At 49.8% G+C, this 14,686-nt stretch carries 18 protein-coding genes; 14 read left to right on the forward strand and 4 right to left on the reverse strand.

The annotated features are described in order from the left end of the window. The first annotated feature begins 151 nt into the window (after positions 1–151). From RW092_RS04140 to RW092_RS04150, 3 genes are read left to right on the forward strand one after another with little or no spacing between them, the layout of a single operon-like run. Positions 152–460: an ArsR/SmtB family transcription factor gene (locus tag RW092_RS04140; protein ID WP_016311720.1), complete on the forward strand. Its 309-nt coding sequence runs from the start codon at positions 152–154 to the stop codon at positions 458–460. 11 nt (positions 461–471) lie between these two features. Next, complete coding sequence (locus tag RW092_RS04145) at positions 472–1,419, forward strand: cation diffusion facilitator family transporter (protein ID WP_085169686.1); 948 nt, start codon at positions 472–474, stop codon at positions 1,417–1,419. A 17-nt stretch (positions 1,420–1,436) separates the two neighbouring features. Then, positions 1,437–1,658, forward strand: a complete 222-nt coding sequence (locus tag RW092_RS04150) for a hypothetical protein (protein ID WP_316009609.1) — start codon at positions 1,437–1,439, stop codon at positions 1,656–1,658. A gap of 63 nt (positions 1,659–1,721) precedes the next feature. Here the strand turns inward: RW092_RS04150 and RW092_RS04155 are convergent, their stop codons facing one another. Continuing rightward, a complete protein-coding gene (locus tag RW092_RS04155; RefSeq protein ID WP_316009610.1) occupies positions 1,722–2,048 on the reverse strand; it encodes a DUF2627 domain-containing protein in 327 nt (108 codons plus the stop codon). A gap of 162 nt (positions 2,049–2,210) precedes the next feature. Between RW092_RS04155 and lpdA the strand changes: the two genes are divergently transcribed. The 5 genes from lpdA (at position 2,211) to lipB (ending at position 7,910) form a co-directional block, all read left to right on the forward strand. Then, positions 2,211–3,632, forward strand: coding sequence for a dihydrolipoyl dehydrogenase (gene lpdA / locus RW092_RS04160; RefSeq protein WP_016311724.1), 1,422 nt, complete (start codon positions 2,211–2,213; stop codon positions 3,630–3,632). 127 nt (positions 3,633–3,759) lie between these two features. Then, positions 3,760–4,785 (forward strand): thiamine pyrophosphate-dependent dehydrogenase E1 component subunit alpha, encoded by a 1,026-nt coding sequence (locus RW092_RS04165; RefSeq protein WP_028538363.1) that lies wholly within the window; start codon positions 3,760–3,762, stop codon positions 4,783–4,785. Positions 4,786–4,787: 2 nt separating this feature from the next. Next, a complete protein-coding gene (locus RW092_RS04170; RefSeq protein WP_085278501.1) occupies positions 4,788–5,774 on the forward strand; it encodes an alpha-ketoacid dehydrogenase subunit beta in 987 nt (328 codons plus the stop codon). 18 nt (positions 5,775–5,792) lie between these two features. After that, complete coding sequence (locus tag RW092_RS04175; protein ID WP_316009611.1) at positions 5,793–7,193, forward strand: dihydrolipoamide acetyltransferase family protein; 1,401 nt, start codon at positions 5,793–5,795, stop codon at positions 7,191–7,193. Between the two features lie 30 nt (positions 7,194–7,223). Then, positions 7,224–7,910: a lipoyl(octanoyl) transferase LipB gene (gene lipB, locus RW092_RS04180; protein WP_028538361.1), complete on the forward strand. Its 687-nt coding sequence runs from the start codon at positions 7,224–7,226 to the stop codon at positions 7,908–7,910. A gap of 21 nt (positions 7,911–7,931) precedes the next feature. Here the strand turns inward: lipB and prli42 are convergent, their stop codons facing one another. Further along, entirely contained in the window at positions 7,932–8,030 is a 99-nt protein-coding gene (gene prli42 / locus RW092_RS04185; protein ID WP_127575074.1) for a stressosome-associated protein Prli42, read from the reverse strand. Between the two features lie 75 nt (positions 8,031–8,105). Here prli42 and RW092_RS04190 point away from each other — a divergent pair, with 75 nt between their 5' ends. Then, entirely contained in the window at positions 8,106–9,236 is a 1,131-nt protein-coding gene (locus RW092_RS04190; protein ID WP_316009612.1) for a M20/M25/M40 family metallo-hydrolase, read from the forward strand. Between the two features lie 81 nt (positions 9,237–9,317). Here the strand turns inward: RW092_RS04190 and RW092_RS04195 are convergent, their stop codons facing one another. Then, entirely contained in the window at positions 9,318–9,881 is a 564-nt protein-coding gene (locus tag RW092_RS04195; protein ID WP_316009613.1) for a tetratricopeptide repeat protein, read from the reverse strand. Between the two features lie 2 nt (positions 9,882–9,883). Then, the gene (gene mciZ / locus RW092_RS04200; RefSeq protein WP_036699636.1) at positions 9,884–10,063 is read right to left on the reverse strand and encodes a Z-ring formation inhibitor MciZ; all 180 of its coding nucleotides are present in this window, start codon (positions 10,061–10,063) and stop codon (positions 9,884–9,886) included. Between the two features lie 108 nt (positions 10,064–10,171). Between mciZ and RW092_RS04205 the strand changes: the two genes are divergently transcribed. From RW092_RS04205 to RW092_RS04225, 5 genes are all read left to right on the forward strand, one after another. After that, a complete protein-coding gene (locus RW092_RS04205; RefSeq protein ID WP_084628835.1) occupies positions 10,172–10,738 on the forward strand; it encodes an NUDIX hydrolase in 567 nt (188 codons plus the stop codon). Then, complete coding sequence (locus tag RW092_RS04210) at positions 10,735–11,943, forward strand: endonuclease Q family protein (RefSeq protein ID WP_316009614.1); 1,209 nt, start codon at positions 10,735–10,737, stop codon at positions 11,941–11,943. The genes RW092_RS04205 and RW092_RS04210 overlap by 4 nt, the downstream gene beginning before the upstream one ends. Positions 11,944–12,046: 103 nt before the next feature. Beyond that, positions 12,047–12,670 carry a stage II sporulation protein M gene (spoIIM, locus tag RW092_RS04215; protein ID WP_410055509.1) on the forward strand — a complete coding sequence of 208 codons (624 nt, stop codon included), beginning with the start codon at positions 12,047–12,049 and terminating at the stop codon, positions 12,668–12,670. A 327-nt stretch (positions 12,671–12,997) separates the two neighbouring features. Then, complete coding sequence (locus tag RW092_RS04220) at positions 12,998–14,371, forward strand: hypothetical protein (RefSeq protein WP_316009616.1); 1,374 nt, start codon at positions 12,998–13,000, stop codon at positions 14,369–14,371. Further along, on the forward strand, positions 14,355–14,684 hold the full coding sequence (locus tag RW092_RS04225; protein WP_316009617.1) for a hypothetical protein: 330 nt from the start codon (positions 14,355–14,357) through the stop codon (positions 14,682–14,684). The genes RW092_RS04220 and RW092_RS04225 overlap by 17 nt, the downstream gene beginning before the upstream one ends. Positions 14,685–14,686: the final 2 nt, after the last annotated feature.

A 14,686-nucleotide genomic window follows, 5' to 3' on the forward strand; every position in this document is an offset into this window, starting at 1 on the left:
CGGGGTTCGCGTTCCAGGCATCTTAAATGACTGCCCACGCTAGCTTGACACTGACAATCCGCACTTGTTGATTGACAATATAGGACCTTTAGGATTATTCTGTATATGAGCATATGTTCATATACAGTTATTTCGAGAGGGGAACGACCAAGTGGATAAAAAATTACACGTTGATCTGAGCCCGGATACACTGGAGAAGGTTTCTACGATATTCAAAGCATTATCTGATCCGACCCGAATCAAAATTCTTCATTTGCTGTCGGAAGAAGAATGTTCCGTGACGCATATGTCGGAGGTGTTGAATTTGTCGCAGTCGGCGGTGTCCCACCAACTCAGTTTGCTGCGAAATTTGCGGCTGGTCAAGTTCCGGCGAGAGGCCAATACGGTGTACTACAGTTGTGACGACGAGCATGTGATTTCACTCTTGAAACAGGCGATTCAACACGCTTGTTGCGAATAGGAGGGAGATTCATGGGACATCATCACGCTCATCATCATCACGGCCATGACCATAGCCATGCCGGCCATTTCCACGATCATCATGCGGCGCGTTCTGGAAACAAGAAGGGGCTGTGGATCGCTTTATTGATCACGGCTTCGATCGCGGTTCTTGAATTTTGCGGCGGTTTGATTACCGACAGCCTTGCTTTATTGTCTGATTCCGGTCATATGTTAAGCGATGCCAGCTCGCTGCTGCTTAGCCTGATTGCCTTTTGGTTTGCCGCTCGACCTGCTTCTAAGCGAAATACGTACGGATACCACCGTATGGAGATCCTGGCGGCTCTGCTGAATGGGGGAGCCCTGTTTGTGATCGCCGGGTTTATCTTTTGGGAAGCTTACGGGCGATTACTTGATCCGCCAACCGTGTCCAGCAATACGATGATCGTGATTGCAGTGATCGGTTTATTTGCGAATTTAGCTAGCGCAGCGGTATTGCTGAAGAAAGGCGACGTCAAAGGCAACTTAAACCTGAAAAGCGCTTATCTGCATGTACTTGGAGATGCTTTGGGTTCGGTTGGCGCTATTCTCGCGGGAATCGTGATGTCGTTGTTTGGCTGGTATATTTTTGACCCGATTATCAGTGTTCTGGTCGCTTTGTTAATTCTTCGCAGTGCCTGGAGCGTCATCAGCCAATCGGTGCACATATTGATGGAAGGCTCGCCCGCATCGATCGATCAAAGTCAGGTGAAGCAGTGTCTGGAAGGGATTCCTGGGGTTGTGGAAGTCCATGATTTGCATATTTGGACCATCACTTCGGGGATGGATGCGTTAAGCTGTCACTTAACAATAGAGGATGGCAGTCAAAGCCAAGCCGTGTTACAGGAAGCAATTACTGCCTTGGAGAAGACGTTCCACATCGGTCATACCACCATTCAGGTGGAAACCTCGCACATCCAGCATCGGGAGCTTATGGTATAGTGCCATCAGGAGAAAGGATGAGCATTAATATGACGAACGATCTTGAGCCGGCAGCTTACCGGGAATTGCTGGAGGGCACGAATTTGGAAGAAAATCAACGGCAGGCCCTTCTGGAACTAATCCAACGTTACGAACAGCTTCTTGCAGAGAACGCTAGGTTACGCAAGGCATTGCTTCGTGCAAATGCCCATCAAGGTTCGCGGATGTCGACCAAACTGAAGGAAGCGTTATATGAATAAGCTAAAAAACCTCTTTACGCTGAAGACAAAGCGAAAGAGGTTTTTTCATATGATCCGAGGAGTTTAGTCGTTCTGTACCACAGCGGGTTCTGGTTCTTTCGCAGTTGCCTGAGAGGCCTCGTCTTTCTTGCGAAATCTGGGACCTAGGTAATTCCGCTTGCGATCCCGGAAGAAGATCCACCCGCCCAAAAATCCGGCGCCGGCTGCAAACAGAACAACGCCTAGCCCGAAGTTTAACCAGTCAAATGTGACTCGGGTTAACGAATCGTCGCCGTGTGCTGACATATAATCAAATAAGGTGTCTTTGATTTTTATAAATCCGATCATCGCTGCAATGCCGGGAATCACCAGCAAAATAATCGCAATAAACCGGGAGAACTTGAGCCTCATGCGCTTGATCTTCCTTTCCCTCTCGAAATGGCTATGTATTGTTAAAAATATCATACCTTTTTCCTGAGGGGATGTCTATTTACGGCTTTGATTTGTAATAACGGAAAAACAAGGTAAAATAGGGGAAAGTGACTGAATTGATAGAATGGGTGGAGATGAATTATGGCAATTACTTGTGATGTAGCGGTGCTTGGCGGAGGGACCGGCGGATATATCGCAGCCATTCGCGCGGCACAGTTGGGGAAAGACGTTGTCATTATTGAGCGGGACAAGCTGGGTGGAACCTGTCTGCATCGCGGATGTATCCCAAGCAAAGCGCTGCTACGCAGTGCGGAGCTCTACGCGCAAATGAAGGACAGTGCAAGTTACGGCATCGAGACAAGCGGTGTGACGCTCGTATTCCCGAAAGTGCAGGAACGAAAGCAAAGCATCGTGGATCAACTGCATAAAGGGGTCCAATATTTGATGCGTAAACATAAAATCCGCGTGATTGAAGGAAATGGGCGAGTGATCGGGCCGTCGATTTTCTCTCCCAAAAGCGGAGCCGTTGCCGTGGAGCTTCCGGATGGTGAAATGGAGACGGTCGTGCCTACGAACTTGATCATCGCCACAGGCTCACGGCCGCGCATGCTGCCAGGGCTTGAGCCGGACGGGAATTATATTCTTAGCAGCGATGAAGCGCTGCAGCTATCCGAGCTTCCCGGCTCGATGCTGATTGTGGGAGGCGGCGTCATCGGGGTTGAATGGGCCTCCCTATTAAATGATTTTGGGGTGCAGGTGACTGTGGTAGAAGCCGCGAATCAGCTGCTGCCGGCAGAAGATGAGGATATCGCCCGTGAATTACAGAAGCAGTTGCAACGGCGCGGCATTCAAGTCATCACTGGGGTTACGGTTGATCCGAGTTCTTTAGAAGTTGGTCATAACCGGGTGCAAATCTCCGCAAAACGAGGGGACGAATCGATCCGGCTCGAAGCGGACAAGCTGCTCGTATCCATCGGACGTCAGGCCAACGTGGAGAATATTGGGCTCGAAAATACCGACATCGGGTTAGAACGCGGCTTCATTCGGGTAAATGAATATATGCAAACCACGGAACCGCATATTTACGCCATCGGCGATTGCATCGGCGGGCTTCAGCTCGCACATGCCGCCAGCCATGAAGGGTTAACTGCCGTCCATCATTTGGCCGGGGAAGCCTCGCATGGTTATCAAGAAAGCCAAGTTCCGCGCTGCGTGTACACCCGTCCTGAAGTCGCATCGGTTGGAATCACCGCCAAGGAAGCGAAGGCTAAAGGGCTGGAGGTTAAAGTTGGCAAAGTTCCGTTCTCGGCGATTGGCAAGGCACTGGTGCATGGCGAAACGGAAGGATTTGTGAAAATGGTGGCCGATGCCCGCACCAATGATATTCTTGGCGTACAGATGATCGGGCCGCATGTGACGGAGCTGATCAGCCAAGCGGCACTGGCCCAGGTGCTGGATGCGACGCCTTGGGAAGTTGGACAAGTCACCTTTGCCCATCCGACGCTGGCAGAAATTATCGGGGAAGCAGCGCTGGCCGTGGACGGGAACTCCTTAAACGCTTGAGGTAACGGGCAAAATGATGAATATTTTCCTTTTCGCTGCAAAACGATTATAATAAACTTATTCCAAGTCTTAGTACCTGGTGTTAAGATTAAGGTATGTAACGCCCCAATCAAAGGAGGTAACTCCCATGAATGCCAAAAGTGTAGTTCAAACCGAGCCAAAACATAAGCAACTCGGACTAACAGATGCAGAAGTCATTGAGATGTACAGATATATGGTGACCGCACGCAAATTCGATGAGCGTAACCTATTGCTGCAGCGGGCCGGAAAAATTAATTTCCACGTTTCCGGGATCGGTCAAGAAACCACGCAGGTTGCTGCGGCGTTTGCGCTTGATCGTGAGCGCGACTATTTCCTGCCTTACTACCGGGACTACGGCTTTGTACTGGCCGTGGGCATGTCGCTTACGGAATTAATGCTCTCAGCCTTTGCCAAAGCGGATGATCCGAACAGCGGCGGCCGTCAGATGCCAGGACATTTCGGCAGCAAACGGCTGCGTATCGTGACCGGCTCCAGTCCGGTAACCACGCAGGTGCCCCATGCCGTAGGCGTTGCCTTGGCGGCCAAAATGCAGAAGAAAGACATTGTTTCTTATGTCACGTTTGGGGAAGGCTCCAGCAATCAGGGGGATTTTCACGAAGGGTTAAACTTTGCCGGTGTTCAGAAGCTGCCGGTCATCTTCTTGTGTGAGAATAACCAATATGCCATTTCTGTGCCGGTGAAGAAGCAGTTGGGCGGTCGCGTGGTGGATCGGGCTCAAGGGTATGGCTTCCCTGGGGTTCGTGTCGATGGCAATGATGCGCTGGAGGTGTACCGAGTTGTGAAGGAAGCGCGGGAACGCGCGATTCGCGGCGAAGGGCCTACACTGATTGAAGCGATGATGTACCGCCTGTCTCCGCACTCGACATCGGATAATGATCTGGCGTATCGGACGAAGGAAGAAGTAGAAGAGAACTGGAAAAAAGACGGTATCCCTAAAATGAAGTCGTACCTGATCGAAACCGGCATTTGGAGCGAGGAGCAGGACGAAGCGCTGTTGCGGGATATCCAACAACAGCTGAAGGAAGCGGTGGAAGCGGCTGACAATGCGCCGTTCCCACGGCCGGAAGACACGCTGCTGCATGTCTATGCCAGCGAAGGGGAGGAGCAGTAATCATGCCGGTGATGGAATATATCGACGCGATTCGTCTGGCCATGAAGGAAGAAATGGAGCGGGACGAAAGCGTGTTTGTTCTGGGGGAAGACGTCGGCGTTAAGGGCGGCGTGTTCACCACAACGAAAGGGCTGCAGGAGCAGTTCGGTGAAATGCGCGTCATCGATACGCCGCTGGCGGAATCGGCCATTGCCGGTGTTGCGATTGGTGCAGCGATGTATGGTCTGAAGCCGATCGCAGAAATGCAATATTCGGACTTTATGCTGCCGGCGACGAACCAGATTATTAACGAAGCGGCGAAAATTCGCTATCGTTCCAACAACGACTGGAATTGCCCGGTTGTGGTCCGCGCTCCAATCGGCGGCGGGATTTTTGGCGGGTTGTACCATTCCCAATGTCCGGAATCGATTTTCTTCGGTACCCCGGGGCTGAAGATCGTTGCCCCTTATTCCGCTTATGATGCCAAAGGCTTGCTGAAGGCAGCGATCCGCGACCCCGATCCGGTGTTGTTCTTTGAGAATAAGAAATGTTATAAGCTCATCAAGGAAGAGGTGCCGGAGGACGATTATATCGTTCCGATCGGCAAAGCGAAGGTGCTGCGGGAAGGCGATGACATTACGGTTATAAGCTACAGCTTGCCGCTGCATTTTGCGATGCAGGCTGCGGAAGAGCTGGCGGCAGAGCAAGGGATCCGCTCCCACATTCTTGATTTGCGCACGCTGCAGCCTCTGGACCGCGAAGCTATTATTGAGGCTGCCCGCAAGACAGGCAAGGTCCTAATTATCCATGAGGATAATAAAACCGGCGGTATTGGTGCAGAAGTATCGGCGATTATTTCTGAAGAGTGCTTGTTCGAGTTGGATGCTCCGATTGCAAGACTGTGCGGACCGGACGTTCCGGCGATGCCGATTAGCCCTCCGATGGAGAAGTTCTTTATGCTTAGCAAAGATAAGGTCAAAGAAGCGATGCTTCAATTGGCGCTTTATTGATTGGGAGTGAGGATACGAATGTCATCCAATAAAACATTGATAGACGTGCAATTACCCCAGCTCGCCGAATCGCTTGTCTCGGCGACGATCGGGAAATGGCTGAAGAAGCCGGGGGATCCCGTTGAACAATACGAGCCGATCCTTGAGGTTATTACGGACAAAGTTAATGCGGAAATCCCTTCGACGGTCGACGGTGTAATGGGCGAGCTGCTAGCAGAAGAAGGGCAAGAGGTTCAGGTTGGTGCCGTGATCTGTCGGATCGAGACGGCGAACGCGGCTGCTGATGCGCCAGCCGGCGACTCAGCGGTGAATGAAGCTGCCCGTTCTGCTGCCGGCGCGGCAAGTGCGGGGGAACAGCCCGATCAGTCGCAGCGCCACCGGTATTCGCCGGCCGTGCAGACGTTAGCTGCCCAACACGGGATTGATCTGCGGCAAATTACGGGCACGGGGCTTGGCGGACGGATTACGCGGAAGGATGTGCTGGCTTACATCGAGCAAGGAGGCAGCGGCAGTGTTGCTGCGCCACCAGCACCGGCAGCAACGACGGCTGCTGCACCGTCCGTGCCGCTGCAGTCAGCGCCAACAGCGTCTTCAGCTACACCGGTGTCGCAGCGCGTGATCCCGGCCGTGATCAACGATGCTCCGGGTCCGGTGCGTCATTCCGGCTTGCACTTGACGGAGAACCCGCCGATCCCAACCATCGAGGTGGAAGGGGGCGACCGTTCCGAGTATTTTATCGACGTAACCCCGATCCGCAACACGATCGCAACCCGGATGCGCCAAAGTGTGTCGGAAATTCCACACGGCTGGATGATGATCGAGGTCGACGTGACCAACCTGGTCCAGCTGCGTAACAAGATCAAGCAGGAGTTTATGCAGAAGGAAGGCGTCAATCTGACGTACCTGGCTTTCCTGCTGAAGGCGGTTGTAGGAGCCATCAAGGATTATCCGATCATGAACTCGGTATGGGCTGTGGACAAGATCATCGTCAAACGCGATATCAATATCTCCCTTGCCGTTGGGACCGAGGATTCGGTACTGACGCCGGTCATCAAGAAGGCCGATCAGAAAAATATCGCAGGTCTGGCACGGGAAATCGAGGAGCTGGCAACGAAGGTCCGCTCCGGCAAGTTGAAGCTGGAAGACATGCAGGGCGGCACGTTTACGGTGAACAATACCGGTTCCTTTGGTTCCATTTTGACGCAACCGATTATCAATTACCCGCAAGCCGCGATTCTGACGTTTGAGTCTATCGTGAAGCGGCCGGTTGTGATCAACGATATGATTGCCGTCCGTTCGATGGCTAATCTGTGCCTGTCCTTGGACCACCGGATTTTGGACGGCGTAATTTGCGGCCGCTTTATGCAGCGGGTGAAGGAAAATATGGAAAGCTACAATTTGGACACGCAGGTATATTGAACGTAACATAAGAATCGAGGCGACAATGCGATGAACGAAGGCTTGACAGTACGCTATTATCCGATGATGGAATATGGGGAAGCCTGGGATTTGCAGAAACGGCTCATTAAAGAGATGGATGCACAGCAGCAGGGAGAACACCTGCTGCTGTTGCAGCATCCGCCGACCTATACGATAGGCTCCCAAAACCATCCTGAACATTTGCTCCTAAGCCCTGAGCAACTGCAGGAGCGGGGCATTGCTGTGTTTGAAATCGATCGCGGGGGAGATATTACATACCATGGCCCCGGGCAGCTAGTTGGCTATCCGCTGCTTCGGTTAGAGGCCGGGCGCGGGCTGGATTTGCACGGGTATTTGCGCCAGCTGGAGCAGGTGATTATCGATTATTTGGCCGAGTTTGGCATCGAAGGCTCACGTAAACCGGAATATACCGGAGTGTGGGTTGGTGACGTGAAAATTTGTGCGATTGGCGTCAAGTTCAACAAATGCAGGCATCATCGAGGTTTTATTACGAGCCACGGCTTTGCTTTTAATGTGAAGTCTGGTATTCAAGAGGAAGGCTTTCGCGGAATAATACCTTGCGGGATTCAAGAATACGGGGTGACCTCACTCGAAGACGTGACTGGCCGCTCATTTACGGTTGAGCAAGTCGCAAGGGAGATCGTTCCGAAGTTTAACGCGATATTTGGGCGTTCGGGGGCTTGGGTCGAGGCTTAAGCAGCCCCCAAAGCGGGTTGGTTAGCGAATGAAGAAGGGTTCTAGGAAAGCGATCAGCGTTGAAGCCAGCATGGCAAACAACATCAAATATACGACGATTCTCATTGTATTTTTGCGCATCATGATAACTCCTTTGACTTAAACGTATATTATTCTCACTCTTATTATCGTATCGAAGAAAGCGAGGAAAGTCCAATGATTAACGAGGAACGCCTCATCGGACAATTTCTGGAGCTGGTGCAGGTGGACAGCGAAACGAAACACGAGCGTCAAATAGCCGATGTGTTAAAACAGAAATTCAGTGAATTGGGACTGGACGTTGTAGAGGACAGTTCGGCGGCAGAGACGGGACATGGCGCCGGGAACCTGATCGCTACGCTGAAAGCTAGTGAAGGCGTGTCCGCGGAACCCTTCCTGTTCACCTGCCACATGGATACCGTTACTCCGGGCAAAGGGATTAAACCGATTGTTGGGGAGGACGGATGGATTCGCAGCGACGGCACGACGATCCTTGGAGCGGACGACAAAGCGGGTGTAGCGGTGCTGCTGGAGCTGATTCAAGTTCTTCAGGAGAAGCAAATTCCACACGGACAAATCCAGTTTGTCATCTCGGCTGGCGAGGAATCGAGCCTGCGCGGGGCACGGGCGCTGGAGGCACAGTATGTTGATGCGAAGTTCGGGTTCGCGATCGACACCGGCGGTGAAGTAGGCACGATTTGCATCGGCGCTCCCACACAGGCGCGAGTAGAAATCGAGATTTACGGCAAAGCGGCTCATGCCGGTGTCAATCCGGAAGACGGCATCAGCGCAATTCAGGTCGCGGGCAAGGCGTTGGCACGTATGAAGCTCGGGCGTATTGACGCAGAGACAACCGCTAACATCGGCAAGTTTGAAGGCGGCGGTGCGACGAACATCGTACCGGATCACGTCATCTTATATGGCGAAGCACGCAGCATGTCCCAAGAGAAGGTCGACAAGCAGCTTCAGGACATGAAGGAAGCGATGGAATCCGCATGCCGCGACTTTGGAGCCAAGGGAGAATTCCGCAGCGAGGTGCTGTATCGGGCATTCCGGATCCCGGAGGAAGCCCCTGTGCTGCGGATCGCCAAGCAAGCGGCGGCTGCGCTCGGGCTTGCGGGAACGACGTTTACGACCGGCGGCGGCAGCGACGCGAATGTCTTTAATAGCCTGGGGATTCCAACGGTGAATTTGGCGATCGGCTATGAGGACATCCATACGACCAGCGAAAGAATCAAGAAGGACGATCTCGTAAAAACAGCGCAGTTTGCGCTGGAGATCGTACGCCAATCGGTATCCTCCTCTTGATCCCTTAAAGAATGTCAGAATGCCCGGTGCGACCAATGCGCACCGGGTTTTATTTTGTATATTCTCTACCATTAATTCACATTAATGCAGCCGAGTAGACGATTTGGCCGGGAAGTGACGAACCTGCGTAGTACTCCACTTGGTATGCCAGCCTGAAGCTTGAATCAAGTTCAGAGCTTGGTGGAAATCGTCTAAATATTTGCATATTTTCTCCTGCTCATATTTTGGCGGGTGATACAGTTGGATTCGTCGCTCGAGATTGGTGATCGCCAGTTGCAAGTAACAGGAGGCTGCACCGAAACGAGCTGCTGCGAAATCGGGATTCTGCTCAGCAAGTGCTTCAAAGATGGGAGCGGCTTCTTCGTAATTTCTCTCATCATAACAAATCTCTGCCCAAATCAGACTTAGCTCCAAGAAGGGGGGAGTGGGCTCGCAAAGCAACCGAGGTTCGATCTGCAGCAGCCGTTCTTTGGCTAGTGCGACATAACCTTCTTTATATAAAGACTGGATCAGCTCGCTAAGCAAATAGTTGTCCATCTGCCCCGCTAGCTGTTCAGCAACGTCAATCCGACCTGTGGATACGGCATTCTGGATCATTTCTACGAGTTTTCCCATATTTTTAAGCTGTCCGTTAGGACTGCGCATTTTCACCCCCTCCTTTTATTAACCGATTTTCCCTTAACTGAATAACTATTTTGATAGGAATGAATCAAATCCGTGATTTTTACGTCACGTCCTGATTCTTTTTTCCATTGGGACAGCAGAAGGCGAATCTGCCAAGCTTTACCCTGAGCGCGTACACGGTCTTCCGTAAAATAGCTTTTCATAAGGGGGCTCCTTTCCGAACGGTTTGGTATAATAACACCATATGTCTCGTGTGGACAAGTTATGTATGATTGGAACGGTTGATGACACGATTAAGGGAGGAACAAGAAATGGCGGCTAACGATAAATTAAAGGAAACCACGGTTTCCACAGAGTCGATCTTCCAGGGGAGAGTGATCTCCTTGCAATTGGATACTGTCAAACTGCCGGACGGCACGACGGCAACCCGTGAAATTGTGAAGCATCCGGGTGCGGTTGCTGTGCTGGCGGTGCATGAGGGACGTTTGTTGCTGGTGGACCAATATCGCCAAGCGATGGGCCGATGTGAATTAGAGATTCCGGCGGGGAAATTGGAGCCAGGCGAAGATCCTGCGGAGGCAGCGGTCCGTGAGCTGCAGGAGGAGACCGGGTATCGCTGCGATAAATTGATTCATTTGCACTCCTTCTACACTTCGCCGGGGTTCGCAGATGAAATCATTCATCTCTACTTGGCCGAGCAGTTGAGTCCGGGAGAGATGTCGCTGGATGCGGACGAATTCCTTGAAGTTCAGGAAGTGACGCTGGAGGAGGCGCTTGACCTCATTTCGGAGGGGCGGATTGCGGATGCCAAAACGATTCTGGCAGTGTATATCTGGCAGCTGAAGGTTGTGCGCGAACAGGCAGGGGCAAGATTATGATCTCAAGTTCCACGACCACCTCGGCCGAGCTTACGACCGTATTCGCCGATTTGCATATTCACATCGGACGAACCGGGCGAGGGGAGCCGGTGAAGATCAGCGGCAGCCGTGATCTGACCTTTGCCGGGATCGCCAAGGAGGCTGCAAAGCGCAAAGGGATCGGGTTGGTTGGTATCATTGACTGTCATGCCCCAGGGGTGCAAGAGGATATCGACCGGTGCCTGGAGCAGGGGGAAATGCAGGAGCTGAAGGAGGGCGGCATCGCCTATCAAGGGACGACGATTCTGCTGGGATGTGAACTGGAAATCCGAGAACCGGGGATGGGGCCGGCGCATTTGCTTGCTTATTTCCCACACCTGGAGACGATTCGCGGCTTTACTGAATGGCTGAAAGCAAGAATGAAAAATGTGGGGTTAAGCTCGCAGCGCGTGTACGCTCCGGCGGTTACGCTGCAGGAAGAGGTGTATGCCCGCGGCGGTATGATCATTCCGGCCCATATTTTCACGCCGCATCGCAGCATTTACGGAAGCTGCGCTCCTCGAATGTCAGATGTGCTGGATCTCTCCCTGATCAGCGCGGTGGAGCTGGGGCTCAGCGCGGATACGGAGATGGCCGGATTGATCAGTGAGCTTGATCCTTTTCCGATTTTAACCAATTCCGACGCACATTCGCTGGGCAAAATCGGTCGGGAGTATAATGAACTGCGCTTGAAGGAAGCGAGTTATCATGAATTCGTGAAGGCTCTTCGGCGTGAAGAGGGGCGGTTGGTGGCCGGCAACTACGGACTAAATCCGCGTCTTGGCAAATATCATCGAACATACTGCAGCAACTGTAACTATATCATCGATGAGGCCGAAGCTAATGTAGAACGATGTCCCTATTGCGGCAGCCCGAAGCTGGTGCGAGGCGTGCTGGACCGCATTCGCTCGATTGCCGATCGCGCGGAACCCAGTGTACCGCGGTATCGTCCGCCGTATCATTACCAAGTTCCCCTGGAGTTTATCCCGGGCCTGGGACCGGCAAAATTAGAGCTGCTGCTGGACAGGTTCGGCACGGAGATGAACATTTTGCATCACGTGCCAGAGGAGGAACTGGCTGAGGCGGTGGGAACGGATCTGGCCCAGCTTATTGGCATGGCCCGCAGCGGCAGGCTCGAACTTAGTGCAGGTGGCGGGGGAATATACGGCAAAGTGAAAAAATCTTAATCTAGCGGCGGCGGTCTCGACATGCGGAAGGCATAAGCAGGGAGGCTAGTTCATAGGGATAAGATAAGACCTTATAGAACAAGCTAGGAGGCAAAATTCGATGCTGCACCCAATTCGCCATGCGCTTAAAGATCAAACGCCGCTATATGTTTTTGTTTCCGTGCTGTTTTTAATGGGCGTCGTATTCGGTGCGCTCATGGTCAACGCATTAACATTGGAACAACAACAGGATATCTCCCGATTTTTAGGTGATTTCTTTCTATCGATCAACGAAGGCGGGTCCGAGTTTCAACCGATGACGTTCTGGCAAGTTGCCGGTTTACATCTAAAATGGCTAGGTCTGATCTGGCTATTGGGATTATCCGTAATTGGGCTTCCGGGGATCTTGATTCTCGATTTTCTAAAAGGGGTATTAATTGGCTTCACCGTCGGCTATTTGGTTGGCCAATATACATGGAAGGGGCTGCTGTTTGCCCTCGTTTCCGTAGCGCCGCATAATCTGATTGTGATTCCAGCCCTGCTGATCGCCAGCGTCGCAGCGGTGAGCTTCTCGCTCAACATCATTCGCTCACGTGTGTTGATGAGCCGTCCCGGCCAGGCTACTCGGCCTTTCCTGTCGTATACAGGGCTGACGTTGGCCATGGCAGTGGCGCTGCTTGCCATCTCCTCGTTCGAGACATGGGTGACGCCGGTGATGATGAGTTGGGTGACGCCGTTGATAGTGTAAACCAACGCTTGTTTCTCTGATTTTGAGTTTTTCGTGATTGATTAAATACAGAAAAATAACGCAAAAGTCACATTTACTGCAGAATGTCATCGTGAGAGGATGTTTCCAAAGTGAATTTTCACTTTCTCGGGAGCATCCTTTTCTATGTGTTGTAATATCTAGATAGAGAAGTTATAGTTCAAAAATAAAATAATTTCCATAAAAGTGTGTAATTATAACAAGCATAGAATTATAAATATTCAATTAACAGTAATGCTATAGATAGATTTTTTTTCGCTTCATGGTTAGAATATAACATACAAGTATGTCCTATGAGGGGATAGGAATATGGAAAATATAGTAATACCTGTGCTAGAAAGACATCAAAGAAGTTTGAAAAAGAAGAGAAGAAGAAACAAAAAACTAGTCCGTGCAAAACGAAATAAGCCCAGTAATACAGTCTTCAACGCTAAGTCCTTCTATACTTTTTTAAAAAAGTCTAAATTTAGCTCACATAAAAGAAAAATAAAATTTAATCATAAAAGGCAAGTAGTTATTAAAGTACCTCAAAATTTTTCCTTGATTCATAATCCAGAATCAGCAATTGAAGTTTTCGAGGAATTAAATTATATACACAAGTTAGATATTGAAGGGGTTTATTTTGATCACTCTGCATGCACCGAAATTGATATTGGCGCATCTACTGTAATGGATATTTTTGCCTTGAATTTGAATAATTATTTTAGACACAGAAAAACACTGGATTTTGAAGGGGCTTATCCTAAGGACACTAAAGTAAAAAGTTTACTGATTTCGAGTGGTATTATGAGTCATTTAGGTGTTGACAACGATGCACGTAAAAATTTAATTGATGCAGGAATTACTAAACCATTTAACTTGCTTAGTGGTGGGAGGCATACTTCTACGTTTAGGGTAGGAAATAGCACCACACTAAAATCGTCCGACGGAGCATCGGTTTCAGATCTAGCGGCAACCAAGGTAGTCGATTATTTCTTGGAGTGTTTAGAAACGCAAGGATTTGGTCTTGAAGCTGAAGGCCAAGCATACTTGACTCAAATTGTGGGCGAAACAATCAATAATTGTGAGTTACACTCAGGTGAGTTTTGTCAATGGTTTGCATCTGGATATTATTATTCTCATGCAAATGATCAGTGCGGGGAATTACATTTGTCAATTGTCAATTTTGGTCAGACTATATATGAGGGATTAAAGTATTGTTCTAAATCACAAAAGACTAAGGATGAATTAACCAATTTATCGAATGAGCATAGCGGTTTTTTCAGAATTAATAAATGGGATGAGGAAACACTTTGGACTTTGTATGCACTTCAAGACGGTGTCTCTAAAGAAAAAACGGATGATTCAGGTGTGGATAGAGGGAATGGAACAATTCAGCTAATTAGCGCTTTTCAAAGCATTGGAGGGAATATGAATGGGGGGATCCCTGAGATGAGTATAATATCAGGCAACTCCTATATATATTTTAATACGGATCCAATTTCTAAATTAAATAAAGTGAACGTTGGTGGAACGGAAAGATATCATGTTGCTTTTAATGAAACGAATGATATTAGGAAACCACCTAGTGACAAACATGTTCGAAAACTAAAAAATTATTTCCCTGGCACTGCTATAACAATGAGGTTTTTCTTAGATAAGAAGTATATTGAAAGGGTGAAAAAAGGTGGAGAAAACTTTTAACCTAAATGAATTTAAAACTAACAGCAAATCTAGAGTTTTTTCCGGTAGAGATAGAGGGGAAATTGCTCGAGCAAAATTAGATTTAGATCATGAAGATAATTTAACCGAGGATATTGTCACCATTGTCTTTCCTGATGATACGATTTCTTTAAATAGCTCTTTTTTTCTCGGTTTGTTCGGAAAAAGTGTTAGAAAATTAGGAGAACAAGGGTTTGAGAAAAAATATCAGTTTAGATGCTCTGAGTCAATTCTAAAGAGTGTGAAGGACGGAATACAAAGAGCATTAAAAACATCTGGCCCTCTGGACTTTTGAGG

Source organism: Paenibacillus sp. 3LSP, assembly GCF_032465655.1.
In the GTDB taxonomy this organism is placed as follows: Bacteria; Bacillota; Bacilli; order Paenibacillales; family Paenibacillaceae; genus Fontibacillus; species Fontibacillus barengoltzii.

Excerpts from the sequence above, each read along its gene's own strand:
- RW092_RS04145 (WP_085169686.1), top strand. The coding sequence starts at position 472 with ATGGGACATCATCACGCTCATCATCATCACGGCCATGACCATAGCCAT.
- RW092_RS04150 (WP_316009609.1), top strand. The coding sequence starts at position 1,437 with ATGAGCATTAATATGACGAACGATCTTGAGCCGGCAGCTTACCGGGAA.
- RW092_RS04155 (WP_316009610.1), bottom strand. The coding sequence starts at position 2,048 with ATGAGGCTCAAGTTCTCCCGGTTTATTGCGATTATTTTGCTGGTGATT.
- lpdA (WP_016311724.1), top strand. The coding sequence starts at position 2,211 with ATGGCAATTACTTGTGATGTAGCGGTGCTTGGCGGAGGGACCGGCGGA.
- RW092_RS04165 (WP_028538363.1), top strand. The coding sequence starts at position 3,760 with ATGAATGCCAAAAGTGTAGTTCAAACCGAGCCAAAACATAAGCAACTC.
- RW092_RS04170 (WP_085278501.1), top strand. The coding sequence starts at position 4,788 with ATGCCGGTGATGGAATATATCGACGCGATTCGTCTGGCCATGAAGGAA.
- RW092_RS04175 (WP_316009611.1), top strand. The coding sequence starts at position 5,793 with ATGTCATCCAATAAAACATTGATAGACGTGCAATTACCCCAGCTCGCC.
- lipB (WP_028538361.1), top strand. The coding sequence starts at position 7,224 with ATGAACGAAGGCTTGACAGTACGCTATTATCCGATGATGGAATATGGG.
- prli42 (WP_127575074.1), bottom strand. The coding sequence starts at position 8,030 with ATGCGCAAAAATACAATGAGAATCGTCGTATATTTGATGTTGTTTGCC.
- RW092_RS04190 (WP_316009612.1), top strand. The coding sequence starts at position 8,106 with ATGATTAACGAGGAACGCCTCATCGGACAATTTCTGGAGCTGGTGCAG.
- RW092_RS04195 (WP_316009613.1), bottom strand. The coding sequence starts at position 9,881 with ATGCGCAGTCCTAACGGACAGCTTAAAAATATGGGAAAACTCGTAGAA.
- mciZ (WP_036699636.1), bottom strand. The coding sequence starts at position 10,063 with ATGAAAAGCTATTTTACGGAAGACCGTGTACGCGCTCAGGGTAAAGCT.
- RW092_RS04205 (WP_084628835.1), top strand. The coding sequence starts at position 10,172 with ATGGCGGCTAACGATAAATTAAAGGAAACCACGGTTTCCACAGAGTCG.
- RW092_RS04210 (WP_316009614.1), top strand. The coding sequence starts at position 10,735 with ATGATCTCAAGTTCCACGACCACCTCGGCCGAGCTTACGACCGTATTC.
- RW092_RS04220 (WP_316009616.1), top strand. The coding sequence starts at position 12,998 with ATGGAAAATATAGTAATACCTGTGCTAGAAAGACATCAAAGAAGTTTG.